Source organism: Acidovorax sp. 1608163 (genome assembly GCF_003669015.1).
Lineage (GTDB): Bacteria > Pseudomonadota > Gammaproteobacteria > Burkholderiales > Burkholderiaceae_C > Acidovorax.
On record NZ_CP033069.1, the window covers coordinates 1,555,488 to 1,579,755 of the forward strand.

Here is a 24,268-nt window from a genome sequence, read left to right on the forward strand (position 1 = left end):
ATGTATAGCTGCTGGCGCTTATTTATCAAGCGCTAGAGGCCATTTTTACCTGTAATGTCTGACACCTTCTGGTTCGACCCCGACTCTTTGCGCGCCCTGTGCGAGGACGGCCCCTGGATGCGCGGCAAGGCCCTGCTGGCGCAAGGTGTGGTGAGCGAGCCGGACATTGAGCCGCTGGACGAAGGCTGGCGGATACAGGCCCTGGTGCAGGGCACGCAGCACATACCGTATGAGGTGGCCGTCACCCTGGCGGTGATGCCCGATGGCCAGGTGGACTACTGGCGCAGCGTGTGCGACTGCCCCGTGGGCCGCCAGTGCAAGCATGCAGTGGCGTTGATGCTGAAGGCGGCCCGCCTGCCGCTGAGCGATGAAGCCCGCGCTGCGGCGGCCCCGCGCAAGGATGTGAGCGCGGCGGCAGCGTCCTTGTCGGCCCGCGAGCGCATGGCCGCCGTGCAGCAGGCCGAGGCCCAGGCCCAGCTGGTGAACTGGCTGGCCGCGCTGGACCGCGCCGCAGGGGGCGATGTGGTGCTCAGCCCCACCGACCGCAGCGCGCGGCCTGAGCAGTATTTGTATTTGGCATCGGTGGTGGGTGGCGCGCGCCAGCCCACGCAGTTGCAGCTCGAAGCCGTGGTGTCCTACCCCAAGCTGACCGGCGGCTGGGCCAAGCCCAAGCAGGTGCGCACCCAGCCCGCCAAGGGCCAGGCGGTGTACGACCAAGCCAGCGAGACCGATCGCCAGGTGCTGCAACTGCTGCGCGCCATGCCACGCAGCCAGGGGTATTACTCGGCCTACAGCGGCGCGCCCTGCGCGGTGCTGGAGGGGCAGGTTGGCTTGCTGGCGCTGCAGCAGGCGGCCAGCACCGGGCGGCTGTTTGCCGATGCCGGTGGCTCCACCGTGGGCGAGCCGCTGCGCTTTGCCCCTGCGCGCGCGCTGCAGTGGCTGTGGCGCGAAGTGCCCGCGCAGCCCGGTGCCTTGTCGGCCGAGCCCGCCTGGCAACTGCGCGCTGCCCTGGCGGGCGATGGCGGCACGCTGTGCCACAACAGCCCGCCCTTGTTCGTCGACGCCGAGCGGGGCGAATGCGGGCCGGTGGACCTGGGCACGGTCACTGCGGCGCAGCTGGATGTGCTGCTCAAGGCCCCCGCGCTGCGGGTGTCGGCCATCGAAAAATACCAGGACGAAATGGCCCGCAGCCTGCCCCATGTGCCCCTGCCCCCGGTGGTGCAGGGCGTGCAGCGGGTGCAGGGCGTGGTGCCCCGGCCTTGCCTGCACCTGGCGCCCACACCGCTGGCCCAACGGCCCACGCTGGGCTTGGTGATGGCGCGGCTCAGTTTTGACTACGCAGGCCACCGGGGCTGGTGGCCGGGGCAGGGCGCGCAGGTGATGGTGGTGCCGCTGGACGGGGGCGATGGCCCCAGGGTGCTGCTGCAGCGCCACCCGCAGGCGGAGCTGGAAGCCATCCAGAAACTGATGGCGCTGGGCCTGCTGGCCACCGACGACGGCGTGTTTGGCCTGCCCGGCGAGCGCTCGCAGCAGGCCTGGATGCCCTGGGCCGATGCGGGTTTTGTGGTGTTCAGCGAGGCGGGGTTTGACGTGACCCAGGACCCGGCCTTGCAGGGCTGGGTGAGCCATGCGCAGAACCTGACGGTGGCGCTGGCACCGCAGCCCGTGGCCCGCACTGCGAAGTTGGGGCATGAGGGCGGCGGCGAAGCGCAGGGACTGCCCAGTCCTTTTGAGCCGGACGCCGGGCGCACAGGAGTGTCTGATGCACTGCCGAATGTGATGCCCGACGAAGCCGCAGACACTTCGCCCTGGTTCTCGCTGTCGCTGGGTGTGGAACTGGACGGCCAGCGCCACAACGTGCTGCCCTGGCTGCCGGACCTGATCGCCCAGGCGGCGCAGCACCCGCCCGATGCAGCGACCGGGCAGCCGCAGCTGCCGCCCTTTGTTTACGTGCCGCGTGGCGATGCGCAGGGCGGCTTTGTGCGCCTGCCCACTGAGCCGCTGCGCCCCTGGCTGGCCGCCTTGCTCGAACTGGTGGGTGAGCGGGGGGCGGATTTTGCCCAGCCCAGCCTGCGCCTGTCGCGCCTGGAGGCCTTGCGCGCCAGCGCCGCCCTGGGTGAAGGCGCGGTGTGGCAGGGCGCGGCTGCGCTGCAGGCCCTGGTGCGGCAACTGCAGGGCGCCAGCCCCATCGCAGAGGTGCCTGTGCCCGCCAGCGTGCACGCCAGCCTGCGCCCGTACCAGCAGCAGGGGCTGAACTGGCTGCAGTTTCTGCGCGCCCAGGGCCTGGGCGGCATCCTGGCCGACGACATGGGCCTGGGCAAAACGCTGCAGACGCTGGCCCACATCCAGGTCGAAAAGGACGCGGGTCGCCTCACAGCCCCGGCCCTGGTGATTGCCCCAGTGAGCCTGATGGGCAACTGGCACAGCGAGGCCGCGCGCTTTTGCCCGGGCCTGCGCACCCTGGTGCTGCACGGCGCTGGCCGCCATGAGCTGGCCGATTCGGTGGCCGAGCACGACCTGGTCATCGCCCCCTATTCACTGTTGCAGCGCGACCGTGAGCGCTGGCTGCAACTGCAATGGCACCTGGTGGTGCTGGACGAGGCGCAAAACATCAAGAACGCCAGCACCAACGCAGCCCAGGTGGTGTCTGCGCTGCAGGCGCGCCACCGGCTGTGCCTGTCGGGCACACCCATGGAAAACCACTTGGGCGAGATCTGGAGCCTGTTCCACTTCCTCATGCCCGGCTTTTTGGGCAGCCAGCAGCGGTTTCGGGAGCTGTTTCGCAACCCGGTGGAAAAGCAGGGCGACAGCGGGCGCCTGGCGCAGCTGCGCGCCCGGGTGGCGCCGTTCATGCTGCGCCGCACCAAGGCGCTGGTGGCGTCCGAGCTGCCGCCCAAGGTGGAAACCGTGATGCGCGTGGAGCTGACGGGCGCGCAGGCCGATTTGTACGAAACCATCCGCCTGGGCATGGAAAAGACCGTGCGCGAAGCCCTGCATTCCAAGGGGCTGGCCAAGTCGCAGATCACCATCCTGGATGCGCTGCTCAAGCTGCGCCAGGTGTGCTGCGACCCGCACCTGGTGCCGCTGGAGTCCGCCCGCCAGGTGCGCGAGTCGGCCAAGATGGCGCAGTTGATGGAGCTGCTGCCCGAGATGCTGGCCGAGGGGCGGCGGGTGCTGCTGTTCTCGCAGTTCACCAGCATGCTGGGCTTGATCGAGGCCGAGCTCAAGGCCCGGGGCTTGCCCTGGGTCAAGCTCACCGGCCAAAGCCAAAAACGCGATGAGATCATCCAGCGCTTTACCAGTGGCGAGGTGCCGCTGTTCCTGATCAGCCTGAAGGCGGGAGGTGTGGGGCTGAACCTGCCCCAGGCCGATACCGTCATCCACTACGACCCCTGGTGGAACCCCGCTGCCGAGGCCCAGGCCACCGACCGGGCCCACCGTATCGGTCAGACGCAGCGCCTGTGGGTGGTGAAAATGGTGGCCCAGGGCACCATCGAAGAGCGCATCCTGGCGCTGCAAGAGCGCAAGGCACAGCTGGCGCAGGCCATTTATGGCGGCGATGCCGCGCGCAAGGAGCCGCTGTTCACCGAGGCCGACTTGCACGAACTGCTACAGCCCCTGTCGGCGCTGTGAGTGCCGTGCGCCTGGGTGGGCCATGCCACGTGCCATGGCACGGAAATGGCCGTTTGGCAACAGGCTGGCTTTGCAAATCAAGGCGTTACAGGCTACAATACGTTTCTCACGACCAAGCGGGCGGGTACCAACCGCCCGTTTTTTTTGGCCGTTTGGTTTTGGAGCTCGAAGCTGTCAGAAGGGGGAGTCTTCTGGGGGTTATCGGGTTTTTTGTTTTTCCCGGGATTGAACTGAACACGTGGCACTGCAGCAAATCGTTGAACAAATTGTGATCGGTCTGGGCTATGACCTGGTAGAGATTGAGCGCTCTGCCGGTGGCCTGCTGCGCATCACCATTGATTTGCCCTGGGTGGCGCCTGTTGTGGATGCTCCCCAGCCTGTGCTGGATCAGTTTGTTACGGTGGAAGACTGCGAAAAAGTCACCCGCCAGCTGCAATTTGCGCTCGAAGTGGATGGCGTCGAATACAAGCGCCTGGAAGTGTCATCCCCAGGCATTGACCGCCCCCTTCGCCACGAGCAGGACTTCGTGCGCTTTGAAGGCTCGGTCATTGACATCACCTTGAAGGCGCCCATGGGCGCAGCAGCGGCGGGCCAGGTCAGTGCCAACCGCAAGAAATTTCGCGGCACGCTCGAGCGCGCCGAGTCCGGGGGCTGGCAGATCGTCTGGAGAGACGAGCCTGCGGTCAAGCCCGGCCAGAAAGTCAGCAAAAAACGGGTGCCTGCACCATTGCAGGCACTGGGCTTTGCCCTGGATGAGTTGCGTGATGCGCGCCTGGCGCCCATCGTGGACTTCAAGGGGCGTGCCGGCAAGGCAGAGCAGGGCGCTGCCTGAGCTGTTCAGAACAATTGGGATGGCAGGCCGCCCGCTGGGGCCTGCGTCTTCGGGTGATTGAAATAGGAGAGTCGTCGCATGAATCGCGAATTGTTGATGTTGGTTGAGGCCATTTCGCGCGAGAAGAACGTGGAGCGTGATGTGGTCTTGGGTGCGGTGGAATCGGCCCTGGCCCAGGCTACCAAAAAGCTGTACCAAGGCGAGGTGGACATCCGTGTGTCCATCGATCGCGACAGCGGCAACTACGAGACTTTCCGCCGCTGGCTGGTGGTGCCCGATGACGCCGGTCTGCAAAACCCCGAAGCCGAAGAGCTGCTGATGGATGCCCGCGAACGCGTGGCCGATATCGAGGTGGGTGAGTACATCGAAGAGGGCGTGGAATCCGTGCCCATCGGCCGCATTGGCGCCATGGCGGCCAAGCAGGTCATCTTGCAAAAGATCCGCGACGCTGAGCGCGAAATGCTGCTCAACGACTTCATGTCGCGTGGCGAAAAGATCTTCACCGGCACCGTCAAGCGCATGGACAAGGGCGACATCATTGTCGAGTCTGGCCGTGTGGAAGGCCGCCTGCGTCGCAGCGAGATGATCCCCAAGGAAAATCTGCGCAGCGGCGACCGTGTGCGCGCCATGATCATGGAAGTGGACCTGACGCTGCGTGGCGCTCCCATCATCCTGTCGCGTTCGGCCCCTGAATTCATGGTCGAACTCTTCCGCCAGGAAGTGCCCGAAATCGAGCAAGGCCTGCTGGAGATCAAGAACTGCGCCCGTGACCCCGGCTCGCGCGCCAAGATCGCCGTGCTGAGCCACGACAAGCGCGTGGACCCCATCGGCACTTGCGTTGGTGTGCGTGGCACCCGCGTGAACGCTGTGACCAACGAGTTGGCTGGCGAGCGTGTGGACATCGTGCTGTGGTCTGAAGACCCCGCCCAGTTTGTGATTGGTGCGCTGGCGCCTGCCAACGTGTCCTCCATCGTGGTGGACGAAGAAAAACACGCCATGGATGTGGTGGTGGACGAGGAAAACCTTGCCATCGCCATCGGCCGTGGTGGCCAGAATGTGCGCCTGGCTTCCGACCTGACGGGCTGGAAGATCAACATCATGGACGCTGCCGAGTCTGCCCAAAAGCAGGCCAACGAGTCCGATGCCTCGCGCCGTCTGTTCATGGAAAAGCTGGATGTGGACGAGGAAATCGCCGACATCCTGATCTCCGAAGGCTTTGCCACCCTGGAAGAAGTGGCCTATGTGCCGCTGCAGGAAATGCTGGAGATCGAATCGTTTGACGAAGACACCGTGAACGAGCTGCGTGCCCGCGCCAAGGATGCGCTGCTGACCATGGAAATCGCCCGTGAGGAAAGCGTGGATGAGGTCTCTCAAGACCTGCGCGACCTCGACGGCATCACCCCCGACCTGATTGCCAAGCTGGCTGAAGGCGGTGTGCACACACGTGACGACCTGGCCGATCTGGCCATTGATGAGCTGACCGACCTGACCGGGCAGTCTGCAGAAGATGCCAAGGCCTTGATCATGAAGGCCCGCGAACATTGGTTCGCGGCGGGGCAAGAGTAAAGGTCAGGGAGGCACGAACCAAATATGTCCAGTAATACTGTCGCCGAGTTCGCAAACGAACTCAAAAAATCGCCTGAAACTCTGCTCGACCAGCTCAAGGCTGCGGGTGTGAGCAAGGCTGCCCCTTCGGATGCCCTGACCGAGCCCGACAAGCAAAAGCTGTTGGCTTACCTGCAGGCCAGCCACGGCACCGCTTCGGGTGATCGCAAGAAGATCACCATGGTCAAGAAGTCCACCAGCGAAATCAAGCAGGCCGATGCCACTGGCAAGGCCCGCACGATCCAGGTGGAAGTGCGCAAGAAGCGCACCTTCATCCAGCGCGATGAAGGCGTCGAGTCCGCTGCGGAATCTGCAGCGCCTGCCGCCGAAGAAGCCGCTGTTTCCAGCGAGGACATCGAATTGGCTCGCCGCGAGGAAGAAGCCCGCCGCCAGGCCGAGCTGATTCGCCGCCAGGAGACAGAGCTCGCTGAAAAGCGTGCCGAGCGTGAAGCCCGCGAAAAGCGTGAGCGCGAAGCCGAAGAGCGTGCCGCCGCCTACGCAGCCCAGGAAGCCGAAAAGAAGGCGCAGGCGTCTGCTGTCAAGCAGGAAGCCACCCGCGAACAGGCTGCTGAAGCTGCTGCGCGCAATGCCGCCCAGACCGAAGCCCGCGAAAAGGCCGCTGCCGAATCCAAGGCGCGTGCCGACGAAGAAACCGCGCGCGCTGCCGATCTGGATGCCCGCCGCCGCAAGGCCGAGGCCGAAGCTGCAGCGATCCGCTCCATGATGGCAACGCCCAAGAAGGCGGTCATGGTGGCCAAGAAGCCCGAAGAACCCAAGCCAGTGGCCAAGCCCGCTGCTGTGGGTGACGCCAAGAAGGGCACCTTGCACAAGCCTGCCGTTGGTACCGGCACAGGGCCGCGCAATGCGGGTGCTGCTGCACCTGCTGCGCCTGGCGCAGGGGCTGGCAAGGAAGTCAAATCGGCCAAGCTGTCCTCCAGCTGGGCGAATGACACGGCCAAGAAGAAAGAAATCAAGACCCGCGGCGACAGCAGCGGTGGTGTGGGGCGCAACAACTGGCGCGGTGGTCCTCGTGGCCGCCGTGGCGACAACCGCGATCAGCGCGATGACCACCAGCAATCTGCGCCGGTGGAAGCCCGCATCATTGAAGTGCATGTGCCTGAAACCATCACGGTGGCAGAGCTGGCGCACAAGATGTCGATCAAGGCCTCTGAAGTCATCAAGGCTTTGATGAAGATGGGCCAGATGGTCACCATCAACCAGCCGCTGGACCAGGACACTGCCATGATCGTGGTGGAAGAGTTGGGCCACAAGGCTGTGGTGGCGGCACTGGACGATCCAGAAGCCTTCACCGACGAAGATGCAGGCCAGCAAAACGCAGAGCTGCTGCCTCGTGCCCCTGTGGTGACCGTCATGGGCCACGTGGACCACGGCAAGACTTCTTTGCTGGACTACATCCGCCGCGCCAAGGTGGCTGCGGGCGAAGCCGGTGGCATTACGCAGCACATTGGTGCCTACCACGTCGAAACGCCACGCGGCATGGTGTCGTTCCTGGATACCCCTGGTCACGAGGCCTTCACGGCCATGCGTGCCCGCGGTGCCCAGGCCACCGACATTGTGATTCTGGTGGTGGCAGCGGACGACGGTGTCATGCCCCAGACCAAGGAAGCCATCAAGCACGCCAAGGCGGCTGGTGTTCCTATCGTGGTGGCCATCACCAAGGCCGACAAGCCCGATGCCAACCCCGACCGCGTCAAGCAAGAGCTGGTGGTGGAAGAGGTGGTGCCGGAAGAATACGGTGGTGATTCGCCGTTCGTGCCTGTGTCTTCCAAGACGGGTATGGGCATTGACGCACTGCTGGAGCAAGTGCTGTTGCAAGCTGAAGTGCTGGAGCTGAAGGCCCCGGTGGAATCGCTGGCCAAGGGCCTGGTGATTGAAGCCCAGCTGGACAAGGGCCGCGGCCCTGTGGCCACGGTGCTGGTGCAATCCGGTACGCTCAAAGTGGGCGATATCGTGCTGGCTGGCCAGACCTATGGCCGCGTGCGTGCCATGCTGGACGAAAACGGCAAGGTCGCCAAGACCGCAGGTCCTTCGATCCCGGTGGAAATCCAGGGTCTGACGGAAGTGCCGCAGGCAGGCGACGACTTCATGGTGATGACCGACGAGCGCCGTGCGCGCGAAATCGCCACCTACCGTGCAGGCAAGTTCCGCAACACCAAGCTGGCCAAGCAGCAAGCCGCCAAGCTGGAAAACATGTTTGCCGACATGACGGCGGGCGAGGTCAAGACCCTGCCCATCATCGTCAAGGCCGACGTGCAGGGTTCGCAGGAAGCGCTGTCGCAATCGTTGCTCAAGCTCTCGACCGACGAAATCAAGGTGCAACTGGTGTACGCCGGCGTGGGCGGCATCAGCGAGTCCGACATCAACCTGGCGATCGCCTCCAAGGCCATCGTGATTGGCTTCAATGTGCGCGCCGATGCCGGCGCTCGCAAGACAGCCGAAGGCAATGGCGTGGACCTGCATTACTACAGCATCATTTACGACGCTGTGGACGAGCTCAAGGTCGCTATGTCGGGCATGCTGGCCCCAGAGCAACGCGAAGAGATCATTGGTACGGCCGAAATCCGCACTGTGTTCGTGGCAACGAAGATTGGCACGATTGCCGGCTCGTACATCACGTCCGGTATGGTGCACCGCAATGCCAAGTTCCGCCTGCTGCGCGACAACGTGGTGGTCTACACCGGCGATGTCGACTCGGTCAAGCGCCTCAAGGACGACGTCAAGGAAGTCAAGGAAGGCTTCGAGTGCGGTATCAAGCTCAAGAACTACAACGACATCAAAGAAGGTGATCACCTCGAATTCTTTGACATCAAGGAAATCGCACGGACGCTGTAAGGCGTACCAGGCAAGAGCGACGACATGGCAGCGAAGAAATCCTCCACTCCCAACCGCGCCTTCAAGGTGGCCGATCAGATCCAGCGCGATCTGACCGAGCTGATTGCGCGCGAGCTGAAAGACCCGCGCGTGGGCATGGTGACGCTGCAGGGTGTGGAGGTCACCCCTGACTACGCCCATGCCAAGGTGTTCTTCAGCCTGCTGACGGGCGACCCTGTGGAGACACAGGTGGCGCTGAACCAGGCCGCGGGCTTTTTGCGCAATGGTTTGTTCAAGCGCTTGCACATCCATACGGTGCCCACGCTGCACTTCATGTTCGATCGCACCTCTGAGCGTGCGGCCGATATGAATGCGCTGATTGCGCGCGCCGTTGCTTCTCGCGCCAAAGACGACGAGGAAGCATGACCGAGCGCGCTCCCCGCATCCGGGTGCAGCGGCGCCCGGTGCACGGAGTGCTGCTGCTCGATAAACCCCTGGGCCTGTCCAGTAATGACGCCTTGCAAAAGGCGAAGTGGCTGCTGCGCGCCGAAAAAGCGGGCCACACCGGCACGCTGGATCCGCTGGCCTCCGGCGTGCTACCGCTGTGCTTTGGTGCTGCCACCAAGTTCAGCCAGTTGCAGTTGGAGGCGGCCAAAACCTACGAAGCCATTGCGCTGCTGGGCACCACCACCACCACCGGCGACGCCGAGGGGGATGTGCTCGAGCGCCGTGAGGTGCTGCCTGAGCAGGTGACGCCAGAGCGCATTGCTGCCGTGCAGCAACAGTTCACGGGCCCGATCAGCCAGGTGCCGCCCATGCACAGTGCGCTGAAGAAGGACGGCAAGGCGCTGTACGAATATGCCCGCGCCGGCATTGCCGTGGAACGCGAAGCGCGCAATGTGGTCATTCATGCATTGGAATTGACCCTTGTGCGCACAGAACAAGCGCAGGTAGCTATCAAAATGATAGTGACTTGCAGCAAGGGAACGTACATCCGTACCCTGGGGGAAGACATTGGTGCTGCGCTGGGGGTGGGGGCTCACCTGACCTTTTTGCGCCGTATTGATACGGGGGGTCTTGGTGTCGAGCGCTGCGTCACACTGGCGCAGCTGGAGGCCATGGACGATGCAGGGCGTCTGGCCTGCCTGGAGCCCCCTGAGTCGCTGCTGGTGGGGCACACGCGTGTCACGTTGGACGGCGACAATGCGGCCCGGTTCCTGTCGGGCGTGCGTCGCCGTGGATCCTGGCCGGACGCCAGTGCCGTGGCGGTTTTTGGTGACAAGCCACCGGCATTGCTGGGGGTGGGCCATATCGTTGGCGGGGAGCTGGTGCCGGGCAGGCTCCTGAGTCCGCTGGAAATTCAACAAATTTTGGAAGGCACGCCGCATTCCGCGTCCATGGCGCACAGCGGCACATTGGAAAAACTATGACTAAACAAATCCGCAATATCGCGATCATTGCCCACGTTGACCATGGCAAAACCACCATGGTGGACCAGCTGCTGCGCCAGTCCGGCACCTTCGCCGACCACGAGAAGGTCGTCGACACCGTGATGGACAACAACGCGATTGAAAAAGAGCGTGGCATCACCATCCTGGCCAAGAACTGCGCCGTGAGCTGGAAGGGTACGCACATCAACATCGTGGACACCCCTGGTCACGCGGACTTCGGCGGCGAAGTGGAACGTGCCCTGTCCATGGTGGACAGCGTGGTGCTGCTGATCGATGCGCAGGAAGGCCCCATGCCCCAAACGCGTTTCGTGACCAAGAAGGCCCTGGCCCTGGGCCTGCGCCCCATCCTGGTCGTGAACAAGGTGGACAAGCCTGGTGCCAACCCCGACAAGGTGGTGAACGCTGCGTTTGACCTGTTCGACAAGCTGGGCGCGACCGACGAGCAACTCGACTTCCCCGTGGTGTACGCCTCGGGCATCAACGGCTGGTCGTCGCTGGAAGAAGGCCCTCCGGGTGAGCAGTGGGGCCCCGACATGTCGGCCCTGTTCGACACCATCCTCAAGCACGTGCCCCCGAACACGGGTGACGCGAGCGCGCCGCTGCAACTGCAAATCTCGGCGCTGGACTTCTCCACCTTCGTGGGCCGCATCGGCGTGGGCCGTATCAGCCAAGGTACGCTGAAGCCCATGATGGACGTGGTCGTCATGGAAGGCCCCGATGGCAAGGCCGTCAAGGGCCGTGTGAACCAGGTGCTGACCTTCCAGGGTCTGGACCGCATGCAGACGCCAATGGCTGGCCCTGGCGACATCGTGCTGATCAACGGCATCGAAGACATCGGTATCGGCGTGACCGTGACCGACCCGGCCAACCCCGCACCGCTGCCCATGCTGAAGGTGGACGAGCCCACGCTGACCATGAACTTCTGCGTGAACACCTCGCCCCTGGCAGGCCGCGAAGGCAAGTTTGTGACCAGCCGCCAGATCTGGGACCGCCTGCAAAAGGAACTGCAGCACAACGTGGCCCTGCGCGTGAAGGAAACCGACGAAGAAGGTATCTTTGAAGTGATGGGCCGTGGTGAACTGCACCTGACCATCTTGCTGGAAAACATGCGCCGCGAAGGCTACGAGCTGGCTGTGTCCAAGCCCCGCGTGGTGTTCAAGGAAATCAATGGCGAGAAGTGCGAGCCTATCGAGCTGGTGACTGCCGACATTGAAGAAGGCCACCAAGGCGGCGTGATGCAAGCCCTGGGCGAGCGCAAGGGCGAGCTGGTGAACATGGAGTCCGACGGCCGTGGCCGCGTGCGCCTGGAGTACCGCATCCCGGCCCGTGGCCTGATCGGTTTCACCAACGAATTCCTGAACCTGACGCGCGGTTCCGGTCTGATCTCCAACATCTTCGACAGCTACGAACCGCACAAGGGCGACATCGGTGGCCGCAAGAACGGTGTGCTGATCTCCATGGACGACGGTGAAATCTTCACCTACGCCCTGGGCAAGCTGGACGACCGTGGTCGCATGTTCGTGAAGGCGAACGACCCCGTGTACGAAGGCATGATCGTCGGCATCCACAGCCGCGACAACGACCTGATCGTGAACGCCACGCGCACCAAGCAGCTGACCAACTTCCGCGTCTCCGGCAAGGAAGATGCGATCAAGATCACGCCCCCGATCGACCTCACGCTGGAATACGGCGTGGAATTCATCGAGGACGACGAGCTGGTCGAAATCACGCCCAAGAGCGTGCGCCTGCGCAAGCGCCACCTGACAGAAAACGAGCGCAAGCGCGCTGGCCGTTCCTGAGCGGACCGCTGAAGCTCGCGCACTGAGCCTTTGGCGGGTGTGCGTTGCTCTCGCAGAAAAAGGGCCCAGCCATGCTGCGGCCCTTTTTTTCATTTGATTTGATGGTTTGACACAACCGATCCATGTTGAAACTCACACATTCCCGCGCGGTGCTCCTGATGGTGGTTGTGACCCTGCTGTGGTCCATCGCCGGGGTGGTGACCCGCCACCTGGAACAGGCGCGCAGCTTTGAGGTGACTTTCTGGCGCAGCCTTTTCACCCTGCTCAGTCTGTTGATCCTGTTGCCCGCTGTACAGGGACGAGGGGTGTTTGGGGCGATGCGCAGGGGTGGAGCGGCCCTGTGGCTGTCTGGGCTGTGCTGGGCGGTGATGTTCACCGCCTTCATGGTGGCCATGATGCTGATGCCTGTGGCCAATGTGCTGGTGACCATGGCGGCAGGCCCGCTGCTCACGGCGCTGTTTGCGCGCATGTTCATTGGCCATCGCATTGCACCGCGCACCTGGGCGGCCATTGGCCTGGCCGGGCTGGGCATTGGCTGGATGTATGGCTCGCAGATGGCGGGGTTGCCGCTGTCGGGCACCCTGGTGGCGCTGTGTGTGCCGGTGGCCGCCGCTGCCAACTGGACGGTGGTGCAACACTCGCAGCGGCACGGTCACGCCGTCGATCTGGTGCCTGCGGTGTTGGTGGGGGCGGTGCTGTCGGTGCTGGTCACTTTGCCGTTAGCCCTGCCGTTTCAGGCCACGCCGCATGATTTATTCTTGCTGGCTTTGCTAGGGGTGTTTCAACTGGCCATCCCCTGCGTGTTGGCGGTGCGCTGTGGCCGCGTGCTGAAGGCGCCTGAGATGGCTTTGCTTGGCCTGCTGGAGGTGATCTTTGGCATCCTCTTGGCCTGGCTGGGAGCGGGTGAGCGCCCGGCACCCGCCGTGTTGGCTGGTGGCGCCCTGGTGATTGGTGCCTTGGTGTTGAATGAAATGCTGGGTTGGAAGGAACAAAAATGATGGAGACAGTGATGACGGAAGTATCGAAAGACGTGGTGAGTGACGTTGTGAGCGAAGTGCGCGGTCAGGTCGGGTTCATTACCTTGAACCGGCCCCGTGCGCTGAATGCGCTGTCGCTGGGCATGGTGCGCGAGCTGATGGGCACTTTGCTGGCCTGGCAGGCAGACCAGCGGGTGCTGGCCGTGGCCATCCGGGGCAGCAACAAGGAAGGCCCCTTTGGCGCCTTCTGCGCGGGCGGTGACATTCGCTTTTTGCACCAGGCAGGCAGCCAGGGCAATCCACAGCTCGAAGATTTTTTCACCGAGGAATACGCGCTCAACCACCTGATCCACAACTACGCCAAGCCCTACATCGCCTTCATGGACGGCATCGTGATGGGTGGCGGCATGGGCATCAGCCAGGGCGCAGCGCTGCGCGTGGTGACTGAGCGCACCAAGATGGCCATGCCTGAGACGGCGATTGGCCTGTTCCCCGATGTGGGCGGTGGCTACTTTCTGAGTCGCTGCCCTGGCAGCGTAGGTGAGTGGTTGGCCCTGACGGGCGACACCATTGGCGCGGGCGACGCCATCGAGAACCAGTTGGCCGATGGCTGCCTGCCGTCAGACCAGCAAGCTGCCGTGTGGGAGGCGCTGGGCAGCCAGCCGTTTGCCGACGGGCAGGCGGTCCGGTCGTTTGTTGTTTCAAAATTTGTAGCTGCTAGCGCTTATCACACAAGCGCTAGGGCCCAAATTGATCAGTATTTTTCGCTCTCCACTGTCGGGGCGATTGTCACGGCGCTGGAGGCGGCGGACACCGATTGGGCGCGCACTGCGGCGGCCACGCTGCGCAAGCGCTCGCCGCTGATGCTGCACGTGGTGCTGGAGCAGATCCGCCGGGCACGCGGCATGGGCCTGGCCGATGATTTGCGCATGGAGCGCGATATGGTGCGCCACTGCTTCTATCTGCGCCCTGGGCAGAGTGAAACCGTGGAAGGCATCCGCGCCCTGGCGGTAGACAAGGACCACGCCCCGCAGTGGAACCCCGGCCGCATTGAAGACGTGACGCCTGAAATGGTGGCGCCGTTCTTTGCAAGTCCCTGGCCGGCGCATGCGCACCCGCTGGCCAACTTGGCCTGATTTTTGGCGCGGTACGGCTTGCGTTGGCATGAAAAAGCCGCTCGACGAGCGGCTTTTTATTTGGGGCTGAGCGGCTGCAAGGGTCAGCGGTTGCGGCTTTTCATGGCCCGCTCCACCTCTCGTTTGCCCTCGCGGTCCTTGATGGTGTCGCGCTTGTCATGTTCGGCCTTGCCCTTGGCCAAGGCAATTTCGCATTTCACAAACCCGTTCTTCCAGTGCAGGTTCAGGGGGACGAGGGTGTAGCCCTTTTGCTCGACCTTGCTGATCAAGCGTTTGATATCGTCTTTTTTGAGCAGCAGCTTTTTGGTGCGTGCCGACTCTGGGTTCACATGGGTGGAGGCCGTCTTCAGCGCCTGGATCAGGCAGCCCAGCAGGTACAGCTCGCCTTCGCGGATGAGCACGTAGCCATCGGTCAGTTGCACTTTGCCCTCGCGCAGCGCCTTGACCTCCCAGCCGTGCAGCACCATGCCTGCCTCGTGGCGTTCTTCAAAGAAGTAGTTGAAAGCCGCTTTCTTGTTGTCAGCGATGCGGGACGATGGATCGGGTTTTTTGGCCATGAGGAATTAGATAAGACGCAAACCGGAAGATAAAAGGCCTCCCTACAATTGTCGTTGTCTCGCAGCTGCGATTCTAATTTCCTCTGACCCCTTGCACCCGCCAGCCATCACGCTGTGTGTAGTGGTCCTGTTTGCATGAAAACCGTTCAAAAGTCTGTCCTCATCTGGTATTCCCCCGAAGAAATGTTTGCCTTGGTCACTGGCGTGGAGCAGTACCCAGAATTTCTCCCTTGGTGCGACCGGGCCCGGGTCCTGGAGCATGTGGAGGGCGGGATGACAGCCGAAGTGGGCATCGCCCTGGGCGGGATTCGCCAGACCTTTGTGACCCGCAACACCCATGTCCCTGGCCAGAGGGTACAGATGCATTTGGTGAAAGGCCCGTTCTCGCAATTGGAGGGAGACTGGCGCTTTTTGCCCGTGGGCGATGGCAGCCAGCGGGCGTGCAAGGTGGAGCTGCAGTTGAACTATGGATTTAGCAGCATGGCGCTGGCCGCGCTGGTGGGCCCGGTGTTTGACCGCATTGCTGCCACCATGGTGGATGCCTTCGTCAAGCGTGCGGAGCAGGTGTATGGGTGAATCGCCCACCAAGAGCGGCGACGCAATGCAGCCGCTGAGGGTTGTGCTGGTGGCGTGCACGGCACCCCGTCAGACGCAGCAATGGCAATTGAGTTTGCCCCAGGGGGCTACCGTGGCTGATGCCCTCAAGGCCTGCGGACAGGGTGCTGCACTGTCTGCACTGTCTATAGGATGCGAAGAGGGCAGGGGGCTGATCGGTGTATGGGGGCGGTCTGCGGCCCCAGAGACGGTGCTGCAAGACCTGGACCGGGTGGAGCTGTACCGCCCCCTGAAAGTGGACCCCAAGGTCGCCAGGCGCGAGCGTTTTGCCAAACAGGGTGCCCGCAGCACCGGGCTCTTTGCCAGCAAACGCCCAGGTGCCAAGGCAGGGTATTGAACAGAGTCGCAGCCTTGTCTGGCTGCGCGGCGCTGGATCAGCAGCGCATTAGCGTGCGCAATCCGTTGCCATAATCTCGCTGGCACGCTTGATTTCAGCGTTGCGACTGGCTTCATCCATAAAGACGCGCTCGCCTTGGGCGTTGACCTGCATGGTGGGGCGACCCATCTCCAAGTCGGCCTTGGCGCGGCGGGCGCGTGCGCAGTTTTCTGCCTTGGCGCGCGCCAGCTTCTCTTCCTCGGCCTTTTTCTTGGCGGCTTCTGCGGCCTCTGCCTGAGCTTTTTTCTCTTCCAGCTCTTTGTCCTTGCCTGCACTGGCGGGCTTGGTGGGTGCTTTGGCTGCCGTGGCCGGTGCGGCATCGTCGGCACCGGAGGCTGCGGCGCCAGCGTCTGGCGCAATGCGCACTGCAGCGGACCCACCGGGCTGCTTCAGGATGCTCTTGACGGGGATGTCGGACGGAGGTGGACGGTCGCTGAACACCTTGCGGCCGTCTTTGTCGATCCACTGCCACTGAGCGGCGGCGCCCAGTGCCCAAGTGCAGGCCACGGCCAGCAGGAGAAGCTTGTGCATTTTCATGGCGATGAGTTTAGCCGTGCACGCTGTTTGTTGTCACAGCAATAGCACATGGTTACAGATGGACGGACGCCTTGATGCAACGGATGGTAGGGCTCTGGCCAGCGTGTCACGGAGCAGTGCGGGTACAATCCGTCTTTTGGAGCCTTCTCATGCGCCTACTTGGAAAAGCGCTCACCTTCGACGATGTGTTGCTGGTGCCAGCGTACTCCCAGGTCCTGCCCAAGGACACGTCCCTCGCGACGAAACTCTCCCGCAATATCCAGCTGAATCTGCCGCTCGTGTCCGCCGCCATGGACACCGTGACCGAAGCGCGCTTGGCCATTGCCATCGCCCAAGAGGGCGGTATCGGTATCGTTCACAAAAACCTCACCCCGCAAGAGCAGGCAGCGCATGTTGCCAAGGTCAAGCGCTATGAGTCCGGCGTGCTGCGTGACCCTGTGGTCATCACCCCCGAGCACACGGTGCTGCAAGTGCTGCAGTTGTCAGAGCAACTGGGTATTTCTGGCTTCCCGGTGTGCGATGGTGGCAAGGTGGTCGGCATCGTCACGGGCCGCGATCTGCGCTTTGAAACCCGTTACGACGTCAAGGTCCACCAGATCATGACGCCGCGCGAGAAGCTCATCACCGTCAACGAAAAAGACGGCACGACGCCTGAGCAAGCCAAGGCTTTGCTGAATAAGCACAAGCTCGAACGCATCCTGGTGATCAACGATGCCTTTGAACTCAAGGGCCTGATCACGGTGAAGGACATCACCAAGCAAACCAGCTTCCCCAATGCAGCGCGCGACCCCTCGGGCCGCCTGCGCGTGGGCGCGGCGGTGGGTGTGGGCGAGGGCACTGAAGAGCGCGTTGAAGCGCTGGTGCGCGCCGGTGTCGATGCCATCGTGGTGGACACCGCCCACGGCCACAGCAAGGGTGTGATTGACCGCGTGCGCTGGGTCAAGCAAAACTACCCGCAGGTGGATGTGATTGGCGGCAACATCGCCACGGGCGCTGCAGCGCTGGCGCTGGTCGAAGCCGGTGCCGATGCGGTCAAGGTCGGTATTGGCCCTGGCTCCATCTGCACCACCCGCATCGTGGCTGGCGTGGGTGTGCCCCAGATCATGGCCATCGACAATGTGGCCACGGCACTCAAGGGCACCGGGGTGCCACTGATTGCCGATGGCGGCATTCGCTACAGCGGTGACATCGCCAAGGCTTTGGCCGCTGGTGCCAGCACCATCATGATGGGCGGCATGTTTGCGGGCACCGAAGAAGCTCCTGGCGAAGTGATTCTGTTCCAGGGTCGCAGCTACAAGAGCTACCGTGGCATGGGCTCCATCGGCGCCATGCAGCAGGGCAGCGCCGACCGCTACTTCCAGGAATCGACCACCGGCAATCCTAATGCCGACAAGTTGGTGCCTGAGGGCATTGAAGGCCGCGTGCCCTACAAGGGATCGATGGTCTCCATCGTGTTCCAGATGGCTGGCGGCGTGCGCGCCTCCATGGGCTACTGCGGTTGCGCCACCATTGAAGACATGAACAACAAGGCAGAGTTCGTCGAGATCACCACCGCTGGTATCCGCGAAAGCCACGTGCATGACGTGCAGATCACCAAGGAAGCACCGAACTACCGCGCTGACTGATCGTTGCTGATCTAATCTGGCTAGATTGAAAAAATCTAGTCAGACTGATATAGTCTGGTCTGAATTAACCATTCAGGCCAGACTTTTTTTACTTATGCAGTCCGTCGGCATCTACGAAGCGAAAACCCGGTTCTCTGCCTTGATCGAGTTGGTCGAGCAGGGCGAGGAGGTGCGCATCACCCGCCACGGCAAAGAGGTGGTGCGCATGCTGCCCGTGCGCCGCCGCCCCGTCATCTCGGACGAGCAGATTGCCCGCGAGCTGGGCCAGATGGACGCACTGCATGCCAGCATCCAGCCTGCCGGGCCGTCGACGGTGAAGGCTCTGCGCCACACAGGGCGGAGCGCCGCATGACCGCTTTCGTGCTCGATGCATCTGTCACCGCCGCCTGGCTGCTGCCCGATGCCTCCAGCGACCACACGCGCCGCCTCTACACCCTGATCCGCCGCGATGAGGTGGAGCCCCAGGCGCCCAACCTCTGGCACTGGGAGTGCCACAACATCCTTGCCAGCGGTGTGAACAGTGGGCGCATCCCCGCCGCATCGGTTGAAGGCCTGTGGAGCGTGCTCGAAGCCATCCGCCACCGGGTGGAACTGCACGAGCTGGCCCCTGCGCAGCACAAGGCCGTGCTGGATGTGGCGCTGGAGACCTGCCTGCCCACTTTCGATGCGGCATACCTGTGGCTGGCCCGCTCGTTGCGCCTGCCCTTGGCCACTTTCGATCCCCAACAGATCGCTGCCGCTCAGCGCAGCGGTGTCCCCCTTCTTGACCTCTCCCGCCTCTGACGGAACCCCACCATGCAACACCAGAAAATCCTCATCCTCGATTTCGGCTCGCAAGTCACCCAGCTCATTGCCCGCCGCGTGCGCGAAGCCAATGTCTACTGCGAAGTGCACCCCTGCGATGTGACAGACGAATGGGTGCGCGACTACGCCAAGGACGGCTCGCTCAAGGGCGTGATCTTGTCGGGTAGCCACGCTAGCGTGTACGAGGTGGATGACAAGGCGCCGGATGCGGTGTTTGAACTCGGCATCCCGGTGCTGGGCATCTGCTACGGCATGCAGACCATGGCCCAGCAGTTGGGTGGCAAGGTCGAAGGCTCCAACACCCGGGAATTCGGCTATGCCGAAGTGCGCGCGCACGGCCACACCGAGCTGCTCAAGGGCATTGAGGACTTCGCCACGGCCGAAGGCCACGGCATGCTCAAGGTGTGGATGAGCCATGGCGACAAGGTCACCACCTTGCCCCCAGGCTTCAAGGTGATGTGCTCCACCCCTTCGTGCCCTATCGCTGGCATGGCCGACGAAAGCCGCCGCTACTACGCTGTGCAGTTCCACCCCGAAGTCACGCACACCGTGCAGGGCAAGGCGCTGCTGGAGCGCTTTGTGCTGGGCATCTGCGGCACGCGTGCTGACTGGATCATGGGCGACTACATCGAAGAGGCTGTGCAAAAGATCCGCGAGCAGGTGGGCGATGAGGAGGTGATCCTCGGCCTGTCGGGTGGCGTGGATTCGTCCGTGGCTGCCGCGCTGATCCACCGCGCCATTGGTGACCAGCTCACCTGCGTGTTTGTGGACCACGGCCTGCTGCGTCTGAACGAAGGCGACATGGTGATGGACATGTTCGAGGGCAAGCTGCACGCCAAGGTCATCCGCGTGGACGCCAGCGACTTGTTTCTGGGCAAGCTGGCCGGGGTGAGCGAGCCTGAGCAAAAGCGCAAGATCATCGGTGGCCTGTTTGTGGATGTGTTCAAGGCCGAAGCTGCCAAGCTCAAGGCCGGCACGGGCGGCCACAAGGGCGAGGATGTTGGTCGCACCGTCAAAGGCGCGACGTTCCTGGCTCAGGGCACCATCTACCCCGATGTGATCGAAAGCGGCGGCGCCAAGAGCAAGAAGGCCGTCACCATCAAGAGCCACCACAACGTGGGCGGCCTGCCAGAGCAATTGGGCCTGAAGCTGCTGGAACCCCTGCGCGACCTGTTCAAGGACGAAGTGCGTGAGCTGGGCGTGGCCTTGGGCCTGCCGCCAGAGATGGTCTACCGCCACCCCTTCCCCGGGCCCGGCCTGGGCGTGCGCATCCTGGGCGAGGTGAAGAAGGAATACGCCGACCTGCTGCGCCGTGCCGACGCGATTTTCATCGAAGAGCTGCGCAACTTCAAGGACGACGCCACCGGCAAGAGCTGGTATGACCTCACCAGCCAAGCCTTCACCGTGTTCCTGCCCGTCAAGAGCGTGGGCGTGATGGGCGACGGCCGCACGTATGACTACGTGGTGGCCTTGCGTGCCGTGCAGACCAGCGACTTCATGACCGCCGACTGGGCTGAACTGCCTTACGCCTTGCTCAAGAAGGTGTCGGGCCGCATCATCAACGAAGTGCGCGGTATCAACCGTGTGACTTATGACGTGAGCAGCAAGCCGCCAGCGACGATCGAGTGGGAGTGAAATCAGGTCCTTCGGGACTATCGCCACCTATCGAAAATCCGCCGTAACGTGTTGATTTCAAAGGAAATACGTCGCGGCAGCTATCGGCGACTATCGCCGGGCAGCGAAACGGATTGACGGTAGAGGTGACGGTAGAAACCGGAGGCCGGATTAAGACCTCCTTGTTTACTATCGAGACCAAACCGGTCTTTGACGGTAAATCACTACTCTGGAAAGCTTGTTTCATACGGCTTTCCGGGCATCAGCAGGTCTCCTGACCCCTGACGGTAAAAGCCGTCATGAACAGGAGGAAAAACCTCGATGCTTACCGACACCGCACTGCGCAATTTCAAGCCCAAGCCCAAGACGTACAAGGCTTCCGACCGTGACGGCATGTACGTGACGGTATCGCCTACCGGTACCGTCACCTTCCGCTTCGATTACCGTCTTAACGGTCGCCGTGAGACCCTGACCATTGGTCGCTATGGGGCGGCGGGTATTTCGCTCGCGATGGCCTGCGAAAAGCTGGCTGGATGCGAAGAAGGCCGTCGCCCAGGGCAAGTCGCCGGCGCACGAGAAGCAGCGCGAGAAGCGCCGTCTGACCGCCGCCAAGAACTTTGGCGACATGACCACCCAATGGCTGGGTGGTGCCAGGATGGCCGACAGCACGCGGGCGATGCGCAAGAGCATCGTTGATCGCGACATCCTGCCAGCCTTCCAGAACCGCCTGCTCAACGAAATCACCGCCGATGACTTGCGCGCCTTGTGCGGCAAGGTGAAGGGGCGGGGCGCCCCGGCCACGGCGGTGCATGTCCGCGACATCGTGAAGCAGGTCTATGCCTTCGCCATCCTGCATGGTGAGAAGGTGGACAACCCGGCGGCCGACGTGGGCGCGGCGTCGATTGCGACCTTCGTGCCCAAGGACCGTGCCTTGTCGCCGCTGGAGATCCGCCTGATGTCGCGTCAGATGGAGTCGGTGGCCACCTATCCCACCATCCGGCTGGCGCTGCGCATGATCCTGCTGACGCTGGTGCGCAAGAGTGAGCTGATCGAGGCTACGTGGGACGAGGTCGATTTTGAGAACGCGACCTGGACCATTCCGAAGGGGGGGCGGACAAAAACTTGGACTACCTGGAGGTAGTTCATGTATTCATACGAAGACCGCATCCGAGCGGTCACGCTCGACATCAAGCTGGGCAAGCGCACCGGAGCGACTATCCGCCAGTTGGGCTATCCGACGAAGAACTCCTTGAAGAGCTGGCATGAGGAGTACGAGCGGCGCCTGGACCTGTTGTCCGGCTACGTGCGCTCGAAGCCGAAGTATTCTCAAATTCAGAAGGAGCAGGCTGTCAAACACTACGCCGAGCACGGGCGCTGCATCGCATCAACAGTCAAGGCGCTGGGCTATCCGTGCCGCGATTTGCTGCGCGCCTGGATTGATGAACTGGACCCCGACTCCCGCCAGCGCGTTGTCGGCAGAGCCGTCAGTGCACCTCGGCCGCCGCAAATGAAGAAGCAGGCGGTCCTCGAACTGTGCACTCGTGAGGGAAGTGCGCAGGCGGTTGCTCAGAAGCTTGGCGTGAGCAGGCCGACGTTGTACAACTGGAAGAACCAGCTCCTGGGGCGTGAGGCACCCGCATCCATGAAACAAACCAATCAGTCACCCCACGCTCAAGAGCGCGACGAGCTCGAGCGCCAGGTTGAGGCGTTGCGCCGCGAAGTCAGGCAACTGCGCCTTGAGCAGGACCTCTTGAACAAGGCCAATGAACTGCTAAAAAAAGGCCTGGGCGTCGATCTGCAGCTCCTGTCCAACAGGGAGAAGACACTGCTGATTGACGCCCTCAAGGAGCACTATGGCCTGCCAAAGCTCCTTGGACAGTTGGGCCTTGCACGCAGCTCGTACTTCTACCATCGGGCCCGCGCAGCGGTGGGCGACAGGTACCTCTGTGCGCGTCGTGCGATCACCGATATCTTTGAGTCGGACCACCGTTGCTACGGCTACCGCAGGCTGCAGGCCTCGCTGACAAGGCAGCAGGTCAACATCTCGGAGAAGGTGGTGCAGCGGCTGATGAGGCAGGAGCGCTTGGTTGCTCCAAAGTCCAAGAAGCGCAGATACGCCTCGTACCAAGGGGAGATCAGTCCAGCGCCAGAGAACATCATCAACCGCGACTTCCAGGCTGCTGCATCCAATGAGAAGTGGCTCACGGACATCACAGAGTTCCAGATCCCCGGCGGCAAGGTTTACCTGTCGCCAATCATCGATTGCTTCGACGGCATGGTAATGAGCTGGACCATTGGCACGAGCCCGGACGCTGAGCTGGTCAATACCATGCTGGACGCAGCCATCGAGACGGTGACGGACACCGCTGACCGGCCTGTGGTCCACTCCGACCGCGGCGGCCACTACCGCCGGCCAGGCTGGATATCAAGGATGCGCGATGCCAACTTCACCCGCTCGATGTCTCGCAAGGCATGCTCCCCTGACAACGCAGCCTGCGAGGGGTTCTTCGGTTGGCTGAAGAACGAACTGTTCTATCCTCAGGACTGGAAGAGCGTCACCCTTGCGCAGTTCATTGAGGCAGTCGACAACTACAGCCGCTGGTACAACGAGAAGCGGATCAAGATATCCCTGTGGGCCCTCAGCCCGATCGAATACAGGGTGAGTCTTGGACTTGCGGCATAAAACCAGTCCAAGTTTTTATCCGCACCCCCAGCTGGTCAAGTTTGCGTCGTCACCAACACAGTGCGATAGGCCCGCAAAGTCCCGAAAGTCTGGCACGTCGTGCAGTGCCTCCTCCATGGCTGGGTCGCTGAGCCTGAACCACTGCTGCATGAAATGGATGCGCAGCAGGGTCTGCACAGCAAAGGGCCGCTGCCCTCTGTGCCCACCCTCGGGGGCGTAGGGCTCAATGAGTGAGACTAACTCGGTCTAGGGCACCACCAACTCCATCGCATCAAGGAACTCGCGCTTACGCGTGCGCTTGGTGGTATTGCTCAGGCCCAGGCTGCTTTGCTTCATTGTCTTATTGTCTCGGCTTCAAGCCTTCGTCAGCACATCACGCACGGATTTGTGCAGAGAGTCCCTAGGGGTCAGTTTAATCCCGGGGCGATTCACCGTCTATTCCCTATAAAGCCAATACTGACAAACTTTTCTAAACGTAGAAGAAAGACACAGACGGATTTACAGCTAATATGCTCTGCCAATTATTTCATTACTTGTTCCATAGTTGTGATATAGACGGTACAACTAGTCACAATCTCCGCTGAAATTCTATCACCAACTTGGAAGACAAAGGTGTCAGCGTTAGAGTGCTACAAAGCCTAGCTGGACACCGAAATATCAAAACTACACAAGCTTATATCGATGTCAATGACGCGTATGCAAGGCAAGGCAAGGCAAGGCAAGGCTAGCTGAGCTAGTTTGACTGTTTCAAAATCCAATAGGTTAGAAGCTTATGACTCGGTTCATCTGTGCCATAAGTTACGCTTGCGCTCTTTACATTGAGATTGCTATCTAGAGTTAGGCTAAGATCTACTTAATACATCGCTGGATGTTGTTCCAATGTTCGTTGGAACGTCTATTTCGTATTCGCTTTGCGTGGAGTTCCAAAGCCTAGCGTAAGGGGGAAATACCAATTTTCCCGAAATGTAGGAACTGAGTTGTTCTCTCTTTAAGCCCTTAAAAGGGAAGGCGAGTTGTTCATCAACTACAACTTCAATGATGCTGTCAATGTACCCGTATTTTTCTTCTCCAAAGTCTTCTCCCCAATGCTCCTTTGGATGTCTAAGCATAGCATTGCGATATTCCTCAGTTTTATTTTTTTTGCTGAAATCTATCGATGAATTCTTCGATTTATTTTGAGTCAATGGGAGTA

At 62.0% G+C, this 24,268-nt stretch carries 20 protein-coding genes and 2 pseudogenes; 18 read left to right on the forward strand and 4 right to left on the reverse strand.

Annotated features, from left to right (window positions below; all coding sequences use genetic code 11):
- Positions 1-54: 54 nt before the first annotated feature.
- The 9 genes from EAG14_RS06955 to EAG14_RS06995 all read left to right on the forward strand — a co-directional run bounded on the left by EAG14_RS06955 (position 55) and on the right by EAG14_RS06995 (position 14,265).
- Positions 55-3,633: a DEAD/DEAH box helicase gene (locus tag EAG14_RS06955; RefSeq protein ID WP_121728452.1), complete on the forward strand. Its 3,579-nt coding sequence runs from the start codon at positions 55-57 to the stop codon at positions 3,631-3,633.
- Between the two features lie 238 nt (positions 3,634-3,871).
- Entirely contained in the window at positions 3,872-4,465 is a 594-nt protein-coding gene (gene rimP / locus EAG14_RS06960; protein WP_099656012.1) for a ribosome maturation factor RimP, read from the forward strand.
- 78 nt (positions 4,466-4,543) lie between these two features.
- A complete protein-coding gene (gene nusA, locus EAG14_RS06965; protein ID WP_099656011.1) occupies positions 4,544-6,031 on the forward strand; it encodes a transcription termination factor NusA in 1,488 nt (495 codons plus the stop codon).
- A 24-nt stretch (positions 6,032-6,055) separates the two neighbouring features.
- Positions 6,056-8,923, forward strand: coding sequence for a translation initiation factor IF-2 (infB, locus tag EAG14_RS06970; RefSeq protein WP_099656010.1), 2,868 nt, complete (start codon positions 6,056-6,058; stop codon positions 8,921-8,923).
- Between the two features lie 24 nt (positions 8,924-8,947).
- Complete coding sequence (rbfA, locus tag EAG14_RS06975; RefSeq protein WP_099656009.1) at positions 8,948-9,328, forward strand: 30S ribosome-binding factor RbfA; 381 nt, start codon at positions 8,948-8,950, stop codon at positions 9,326-9,328.
- Positions 9,325-10,332 carry a tRNA pseudouridine(55) synthase TruB gene (gene truB, locus EAG14_RS06980; RefSeq protein ID WP_121728453.1) on the forward strand — a complete coding sequence of 336 codons (1,008 nt, stop codon included), beginning with the start codon at positions 9,325-9,327 and terminating at the stop codon, positions 10,330-10,332. Before rbfA ends, truB begins: the two co-directional genes overlap by 4 nt.
- Positions 10,329-12,152, forward strand: a complete 1,824-nt coding sequence (typA, locus tag EAG14_RS06985) for a translational GTPase TypA (protein WP_121728454.1) — start codon at positions 10,329-10,331, stop codon at positions 12,150-12,152. The genes truB and typA overlap by 4 nt, the downstream gene beginning before the upstream one ends.
- Positions 12,153-12,274: 122 nt before the next feature.
- Complete coding sequence (locus EAG14_RS06990) at positions 12,275-13,150, forward strand: DMT family transporter (protein ID WP_121728455.1); 876 nt, start codon at positions 12,275-12,277, stop codon at positions 13,148-13,150.
- 11 nt (positions 13,151-13,161) lie between these two features.
- The gene (locus tag EAG14_RS06995) at positions 13,162-14,265 is read left to right on the forward strand and encodes an enoyl-CoA hydratase/isomerase family protein (RefSeq protein WP_121730348.1); all 1,104 of its coding nucleotides are present in this window, start codon (positions 13,162-13,164) and stop codon (positions 14,263-14,265) included.
- A gap of 83 nt (positions 14,266-14,348) precedes the next feature.
- Here EAG14_RS06995 and smpB read toward each other — a convergent pair whose 3' ends face one another.
- A complete protein-coding gene (gene smpB / locus EAG14_RS07000; protein WP_099656005.1) occupies positions 14,349-14,822 on the reverse strand; it encodes an SsrA-binding protein SmpB in 474 nt (157 codons plus the stop codon).
- Positions 14,823-14,957: 135 nt separating this feature from the next.
- On the opposite strand from smpB, the gene EAG14_RS07005 reads away from it, so the two are divergent.
- Together EAG14_RS07005 and EAG14_RS07010 are read left to right on the forward strand one after the other, a co-directional pair.
- Positions 14,958-15,398 (forward strand): type II toxin-antitoxin system RatA family toxin, encoded by a 441-nt coding sequence (locus EAG14_RS07005; RefSeq protein WP_099656004.1) that lies wholly within the window; start codon positions 14,958-14,960, stop codon positions 15,396-15,398.
- Positions 15,391-15,774 carry an RnfH family protein gene (locus tag EAG14_RS07010; RefSeq protein ID WP_371414404.1) on the forward strand — a complete coding sequence of 128 codons (384 nt, stop codon included), beginning with the start codon at positions 15,391-15,393 and terminating at the stop codon, positions 15,772-15,774. The genes EAG14_RS07005 and EAG14_RS07010 overlap by 8 nt, the downstream gene beginning before the upstream one ends.
- A 48-nt stretch (positions 15,775-15,822) precedes the next feature.
- On the opposite strand, the gene EAG14_RS07015 is transcribed toward EAG14_RS07010, so the two are convergent.
- The gene (locus EAG14_RS07015; RefSeq protein ID WP_121728456.1) at positions 15,823-16,350 is read right to left on the reverse strand and encodes a DUF4124 domain-containing protein; all 528 of its coding nucleotides are present in this window, start codon (positions 16,348-16,350) and stop codon (positions 15,823-15,825) included.
- Between the two features lie 149 nt (positions 16,351-16,499).
- Between EAG14_RS07015 and guaB the strand changes: the two genes are divergently transcribed.
- The 6 genes and pseudogenes from guaB to EAG14_RS07045 all read left to right on the forward strand — a co-directional run bounded on the left by guaB (position 16,500) and on the right by EAG14_RS07045 (position 23,076).
- A complete protein-coding gene (guaB, locus tag EAG14_RS07020; protein WP_099656002.1) occupies positions 16,500-17,975 on the forward strand; it encodes an IMP dehydrogenase in 1,476 nt (491 codons plus the stop codon).
- Positions 17,976-18,069: 94 nt separating this feature from the next.
- Positions 18,070-18,327, forward strand: coding sequence for a type II toxin-antitoxin system Phd/YefM family antitoxin (locus tag EAG14_RS07025; RefSeq protein WP_121728457.1), 258 nt, complete (start codon positions 18,070-18,072; stop codon positions 18,325-18,327).
- Positions 18,324-18,758 carry a type II toxin-antitoxin system VapC family toxin gene (locus tag EAG14_RS07030; protein ID WP_121728458.1) on the forward strand — a complete coding sequence of 145 codons (435 nt, stop codon included), beginning with the start codon at positions 18,324-18,326 and terminating at the stop codon, positions 18,756-18,758. Before EAG14_RS07025 ends, EAG14_RS07030 begins: the two co-directional genes overlap by 4 nt.
- 12 nt (positions 18,759-18,770) lie before the next feature.
- The gene (gene guaA / locus EAG14_RS07035) at positions 18,771-20,414 is read left to right on the forward strand and encodes a glutamine-hydrolyzing GMP synthase (protein ID WP_099655999.1); all 1,644 of its coding nucleotides are present in this window, start codon (positions 18,771-18,773) and stop codon (positions 20,412-20,414) included.
- Positions 20,415-20,714: 300 nt separating this feature from the next.
- Positions 20,715-21,498 (forward strand): annotated as a pseudogene (locus tag EAG14_RS07040) (tyrosine-type recombinase/integrase); the annotation flags it as partial.
- A gap of 39 nt (positions 21,499-21,537) precedes the next feature.
- On the forward strand, positions 21,538-23,076 hold the full coding sequence (locus EAG14_RS07045) for an IS3 family transposase (protein WP_121728386.1): 1,539 nt from the start codon (positions 21,538-21,540) through the stop codon (positions 23,074-23,076).
- Between the two features lie 66 nt (positions 23,077-23,142).
- On the opposite strand, the pseudogene EAG14_RS23045 reads toward EAG14_RS07045, so the two are convergent.
- A pseudogene (locus EAG14_RS23045) lies at positions 23,143-23,412 on the reverse strand (transposase); the annotation flags it as partial.
- 263 nt (positions 23,413-23,675) lie between these two features.
- Here EAG14_RS23045 and EAG14_RS23230 point away from each other — a divergent pair.
- Positions 23,676-23,804, forward strand: coding sequence for a hypothetical protein (locus EAG14_RS23230; protein WP_371414405.1), 129 nt, complete (start codon positions 23,676-23,678; stop codon positions 23,802-23,804).
- A gap of 114 nt (positions 23,805-23,918) precedes the next feature.
- On the opposite strand, the gene EAG14_RS22690 is transcribed toward EAG14_RS23230, so the two are convergent.
- Positions 23,919-24,260 carry a hypothetical protein gene (locus EAG14_RS22690; protein ID WP_162995929.1) on the reverse strand — a complete coding sequence of 114 codons (342 nt, stop codon included), beginning with the start codon at positions 24,258-24,260 and terminating at the stop codon, positions 23,919-23,921.
- Between the last annotated feature and the right edge of the window lie 8 nt (positions 24,261-24,268).

Coding starts and splice junctions, on each gene's coding strand:
- EAG14_RS07015 (WP_121728456.1), bottom strand. CDS start 16,350: ATGAAAATGCACAAGCTTCTCCTGCTGGCCGTGGCCTGCACTTGGGCA.
- guaA (WP_099655999.1), top strand. CDS start 18,771: ATGCAACACCAGAAAATCCTCATCCTCGATTTCGGCTCGCAAGTCACC.
- typA (WP_121728454.1), top strand. CDS start 10,329: ATGACTAAACAAATCCGCAATATCGCGATCATTGCCCACGTTGACCAT.
- EAG14_RS07025 (WP_121728457.1), top strand. CDS start 18,070: ATGCAGTCCGTCGGCATCTACGAAGCGAAAACCCGGTTCTCTGCCTTG.
- EAG14_RS07005 (WP_099656004.1), top strand. CDS start 14,958: ATGAAAACCGTTCAAAAGTCTGTCCTCATCTGGTATTCCCCCGAAGAA.
- rbfA (WP_099656009.1), top strand. CDS start 8,948: ATGGCAGCGAAGAAATCCTCCACTCCCAACCGCGCCTTCAAGGTGGCC.
- truB (WP_121728453.1), top strand. CDS start 9,325: ATGACCGAGCGCGCTCCCCGCATCCGGGTGCAGCGGCGCCCGGTGCAC.
- nusA (WP_099656011.1), top strand. CDS start 4,544: ATGAATCGCGAATTGTTGATGTTGGTTGAGGCCATTTCGCGCGAGAAG.
- EAG14_RS07045 (WP_121728386.1), top strand. CDS start 21,538: ATGTATTCATACGAAGACCGCATCCGAGCGGTCACGCTCGACATCAAG.
- EAG14_RS07010 (WP_371414404.1), top strand. CDS start 15,391: ATGGGTGAATCGCCCACCAAGAGCGGCGACGCAATGCAGCCGCTGAGG.
- EAG14_RS06990 (WP_121728455.1), top strand. CDS start 12,275: ATGTTGAAACTCACACATTCCCGCGCGGTGCTCCTGATGGTGGTTGTG.
- infB (WP_099656010.1), top strand. CDS start 6,056: ATGTCCAGTAATACTGTCGCCGAGTTCGCAAACGAACTCAAAAAATCG.
- EAG14_RS06955 (WP_121728452.1), top strand. CDS start 55: ATGTCTGACACCTTCTGGTTCGACCCCGACTCTTTGCGCGCCCTGTGC.
- smpB (WP_099656005.1), bottom strand. CDS start 14,822: ATGGCCAAAAAACCCGATCCATCGTCCCGCATCGCTGACAACAAGAAA.
- EAG14_RS06995 (WP_121730348.1), top strand. CDS start 13,162: ATGACGGAAGTATCGAAAGACGTGGTGAGTGACGTTGTGAGCGAAGTG.
- guaB (WP_099656002.1), top strand. CDS start 16,500: ATGCGCCTACTTGGAAAAGCGCTCACCTTCGACGATGTGTTGCTGGTG.
- EAG14_RS07030 (WP_121728458.1), top strand. CDS start 18,324: ATGACCGCTTTCGTGCTCGATGCATCTGTCACCGCCGCCTGGCTGCTG.